Below are 4,702 nucleotides of genomic sequence, written 5' to 3' on the forward strand. Positions count from 1 at the left end.
TCCAGTGACATGCTTCCCTTTGGGGAAAGGTGGTGGCGCAGCCACCAAAGGGGGGCCGCTTTTCCCCCGCCCGCCAGAGCGGTTCCCTGGTTTTATCATAATGGCGCCCCCATATTTCCAAAAGGGCGCCCACCTTCACCCTTTGAACCCTTTGCATCTTCTGCACCCTTTGAACCCTCACACCCGAAAGGGCGTGTCCATACAAGGTCCCCGGACCACTAAAAAAGAGCTGTGATTACACAGCTCTTTTTATGTATTTTCCACGATTTCTCCCTGCTTTCTTTCCACCCAGCTTTGGAAATCCGCTTTGTCTCCCAGTGATACATAGGAGAGCTGCACAGGAAGGGCGACCAGGCCGCCGGTGATTCTGGCGCCTATGTAGAGCTGGCTCCAGTTGTGGGATACGCCGGCCACTTCGTTGTATTCCACAGGCATGTAGAAGGCCCGGAGGGAGATATGGTAATCGGAGTTGACGAAGGACCAGGGCATGGCCACCAGCAGTTTTTTCTCGCAGATCAGGGCCACGGGATAGTGGACCCGGTTGATGCGCCAGAGGGAGAAGGCTACCACCAGTGCTGCCAGGACGTAGAAAATAATGCCGTGTCTTGTATCATGCCAGATAGCAAAGAGTACGGCTCCTGCGCTCAGCAGTACATAGATGAGGGAGAGGAAAATGATATATATTTTCGATCGGTAGCATTCCCACAATATTTTTCCGTAAAGTTTTTCTTTATAGGTATCCAAAACGAATCAAGCCTTTCTCTCTATTTAAAGGGCCTCCAGGGCCTTTTGCACCGGGGAGGTCCGAAAACGGCATCATAAGCAGCCCACTGTCTGATCCCTTTTTGGGGATCCATCGAAAAGCCTGTTTCTCCATGTCTGTCTTCCAAATGGGTTCCTGTATCCATGCCGGAAATACTCGTATCTGCCGGGTGATTTCCATGGATTCGGGGACTTTTTCCCATCTGCGCCTGCGCCGGATTCGGCAGAGCGGGCTTTTTGACAGGTTTGGAAGGTTCTTTTCTTATCTCTATTTTAGCAGATTTCTTCGATTCTTTAAAGGATGTCTTTTGATTTTCCGGCTTCCTTGCTGTTTTTTCCCGGCGGGGCGCTTCTTTTTCCGTCGGTTTCCGCCCCCAGGATTTCAGCATTGTGTCCCTGACTCTTCCGTAGTCAAAGCCGGAGGTGTGGTTCTGTTCCATAGGTTTCCCTCCGGTTACCGGTCTTCTTCATGGCCGGAAATGCTCTTACGCATATCCGTATCGGCCTGGAGATTTTTCAGGTTGTAGTAGTCCATAACCCCCAGGTGACCGCTGCGGAGTGCTTCCGCCATGGCTTTAGGCACTTCTGCTTCCGATTCCACCACCTTGGCCTGCATTTCCTGGGTGTAGGCGCGCATTTCCTGCTCCTTAGCCACCGCCATGGCCCGTCTTTCCTCGGCCCGGGCCTGGGCGATCTGTTTGTCCGCCTCTGCCTGGTCTGTCTGCAGCTGGGCGCCGATGTTTCTGCCCACATCCACATCGGCAATATCGATGGAGAGGATTTCAAAGGCGGTGCCGGAGTCCAGCCCTTTTTCCAGTACGGTCTGTGAAATATGATCCGGATTTTCCAGCACATCCGTATGTCTGGATGCAGAGCCTACGGTGGTGACAATGCCTTCGCCTACCCTTGCAATAATGGTGGCTTCCCCGGCGCCGCCTACGAGGCGGTCGATGTTGGCGCGGACGGTGACCCGGGCCCGTACTTTCAGTTCGATGCCGTTCTTGGCCACTGCAGAAATGGTCGGGGTCTCGATGACCTTGGGATTGACGCTCATCTGCACCGCTTCCAGCACGTTGCGGCCTGCCAGGTCGATGGCGGCGGCCCGTTCGAAGGACAGGTCAATCTGGGCGCGGTGGGCCGCAATGAGGGCGTCCACCACATTATCCACGTTGCCGCCGGCCAGGTAGTGGGCTTCCAGCTGGTTCACGTTCAGCAGGAGGCCCGCTTTGGTGCCTTTGATCAGGGGCAGCACAATCATCCGGGGCTCCACCCGCCGAATACGCATGCCCACAAGGTTAAAAAGGGAAATATTCACCCCTGCCGCCAGCGCTGAAATCCAAAGGCCGATGGGTACGAAATGAAGAAATACGGAAACAGCGCCTACCGCAATGACAAGGACTAAAAAGGGAAATACCATCAGTTCCATAGATTCCTCCTGTTAAAAATAATACTATCTTTAAAAATTTACACCTGCACCATTTCTTTTACAACCACATAGCTGGACTCCGCCCTTTCCACCACCACCGGCTTTCCTGCAGGGATAAAGGTGCCATCGGACAGGGCATCCACCAGTTTTCCATCGATTTTCACCTTGCCTGCCGGCCGGAGGACAGAAACAGCAGTCCCCTGTTTTCCTACCAGATTCTTGAAATCGCCGGTGGAAGACAGGAAGCCCTGATTTCCTTTAAGTTCCGTATGAAGAGCCAGCTTCTTCCACAGACGGCTCTCCCCCAGATGATCCAGCAGGAAATAGAGCCCGGCTCCTGCTGCCAGGACAGAAAAAGAGAGGACATAAAGAGCCTCCACGCCGCCGAAGGTGAGGAACAGGCCGCCCAGCACCAGTACCAAGCCGCACAGGATACCGGCGCCGGACATGAGGATAAGGATATCCGTCAGTATGAGCACCAGTCCGCCGAAATAGAGGACAAATTCCCAGAAAAAACTCTCTTCCTCGTACCAGTTGGCACCGATAAGAATGGCGCCTGCCATGGCGGCCGCCAGGGCCCCGCCTGAAAATCCGGCGGTTTTGATTTCCGCTGCAATGGAAATCAGTATCACCGCCGCCAGCACCGTTTCAATGACCGGATTCCGGATCATGTCTGCCGCTGTCCTGCCGTCAAATGCAGAGACCGGAAGAGCGGAAAAAAGAAATAAAAACAGAAGCGCCGCCGCCTTATACAGACCATCTCTCATTATCCTGCCCCCTTTCGTGAAAAGAAGGAAACATTTTCTCTGTTTAAATTATACTATACCAGGGAAGGACTATGCCACCTTCTCATGAATGCCCGAATTTACCACACTTTCACTGGTAACCATTTTCAAAATAAAGTGCTATAATAAAGATAGCAAGAAATAAAATTCAATCAGGAGGTGTCCTATGTTTAAAAGAGAAGCGCTTAACATGGCTTTGCAGTTATGGAAAAAGGGTGGATTCACGGTACGTTTTTGGGATGGTACTGAAAAAAGCTATGGCTCTACCCCGCCCAAATTTAAAGTGATCTTCAAGAAGGAACCATCCTTCTCTCCTTCTGATTTGAAAGAAGACCTGGATGTGCTCATAGGCTCCGCCTATGTAGACGGCATTGTGGATTTTGAAGGAGATTTGGACGATATCGTAGCCACCGCCTTTGAAAAAGACCCGGTAGAGCTCCCCTATCATCTGGGATCCCTCCGCCAGCGGCTCATCAAGGAAGAAGAGAAACAGGAAAAAGCAAACATCCACGCCCACTACGATCTGGGCAACGAACTCTTCGATACCTTCCTGGACCCTACGAAAACATACTCCTGCGCCTATTTCAAACAGGACAGCAACAGCCTTTATGAAGCGCAGATGAATAAAATCGACCTGTCCCTGCGTAAACTTTTCCTGAAACCCGGCGAAAAGCTGCTGGACATCGGCTGCGGTTGGGGCGAACTCATCATCTACGCCGCCAAAAAATACGGCGTCCACGCCTACGGCATCACTCTTTCCGAAGAGCAGTACAAAACCACCAAAGAAAGAATTCATAAAGAAGGACTGGACGGAAAAGTGGATGTGATCCTGGAAAACTACCTGGACCTGGATTCCGATGAGTATCAGTTCGATAAAATCGTATCCATCGGCATGTTCGAACATGTAGGAAAGAAATACCTTCCCCTGTATTTCAATAAAGTATCCAGCCTCCTGAAACCGGGCGGCCTCTTCCTCCTCCACTCCATCCTCAACATGGATCCCCAGGAAAAGCAGACCAAAAACTGGATGACCAAGTACATCTTCCCCGGCGGCTACGTCCCGGGCATCCGCGAAACCGTTTCCCTCTTCCCCCTCTTCGGCCTGCGCATGGTAGGCTTCGAAAGCCTGCGCCGCCACTATGCCAAAACCCTTCACCTTTGGGCTGAAGCATTCAATGCACACAAAGACAGCCTGCCCGATAAGTACGATGAAAAATTCAAACGCCTCTGGGACATCTACCTCAGAGGCTGCGAATCCGGCTTCCGCACCGGCGTCCTGGACGTAGGCCAGTTCATCCTGAGCAAAGGCATTAATAACGACCTGCCTATGACCATGGAATCTATTTACAATGATAAATAAGATATGAAAAAAGACCGCTCTGCGGTCTTTTTTAGTGGCAGGTACGGTGCTTCGCCACGGAAGTTGTAAGTGAAAAGGTTCTAAAGTTTAACCGGACCGCAGGGCCGGAGGGTTCTTAGGTTTGACGGCGCCTATGGCGCCGAGGGTTATGGATTGCCCTTTGGGCAATGATTATGAAGTCAGCGTTACATGCTTTCCTCTTGTGTCACCAAGGGTACATGACGTAGTGCGTTAGCCCCCTTCCTTTGGAAGGCAGAAGCCCTGCAGAGGGCTTCTGAGCCGGGCTAATATGTGAGCATAGCCTGCCCCACAGGGAAAACGACTCACTGGATTCTCAGGTCGCTACGCTCCCCTACAGCACGGCTATCA

General features: G+C 52.0%; 5 protein-coding genes. 1 reads left to right on the forward strand and 4 read right to left on the reverse strand.

The features are described from left to right. Positions 1-249: 249 nt before the first annotated feature. The 4 genes from B2Y11_RS06995 to B2Y11_RS07010 are packed head-to-tail and all read right to left on the reverse strand — an operon-like array spanning position 250 to position 2,955. Positions 250-744, reverse strand: coding sequence for a hypothetical protein (locus B2Y11_RS06995; RefSeq protein WP_291057675.1), 495 nt, complete (start codon positions 742-744; stop codon positions 250-252). 20 nt (positions 745-764) lie between these two features. Then, positions 765-1,202 carry a hypothetical protein gene (locus tag B2Y11_RS07000; protein WP_291057676.1) on the reverse strand — a complete coding sequence of 146 codons (438 nt, stop codon included), beginning with the start codon at positions 1,200-1,202 and terminating at the stop codon, positions 765-767. A 14-nt stretch (positions 1,203-1,216) separates the two neighbouring features. After that, a complete protein-coding gene (floA, locus tag B2Y11_RS07005; RefSeq protein WP_291057678.1) occupies positions 1,217-2,188 on the reverse strand; it encodes a flotillin-like protein FloA in 972 nt (323 codons plus the stop codon). 38 nt (positions 2,189-2,226) lie between these two features. Continuing rightward, a complete protein-coding gene (locus B2Y11_RS07010; RefSeq protein WP_291057680.1) occupies positions 2,227-2,955 on the reverse strand; it encodes an NfeD family protein in 729 nt (242 codons plus the stop codon). 184 nt (positions 2,956-3,139) lie between these two features. Between B2Y11_RS07010 and B2Y11_RS07015 the strand changes: the two genes are divergently transcribed. Continuing rightward, entirely contained in the window at positions 3,140-4,333 is a 1,194-nt protein-coding gene (locus B2Y11_RS07015; RefSeq protein ID WP_291057682.1) for a cyclopropane-fatty-acyl-phospholipid synthase family protein, read from the forward strand. Positions 4,334-4,702: the final 369 nt, after the last annotated feature.

It is taken from the genome of Dialister sp. UBA1703, from assembly GCA_002320515.1.
Taxonomy (GTDB): Bacteria; Bacillota; Negativicutes; order Veillonellales; family Dialisteraceae; genus Dialister.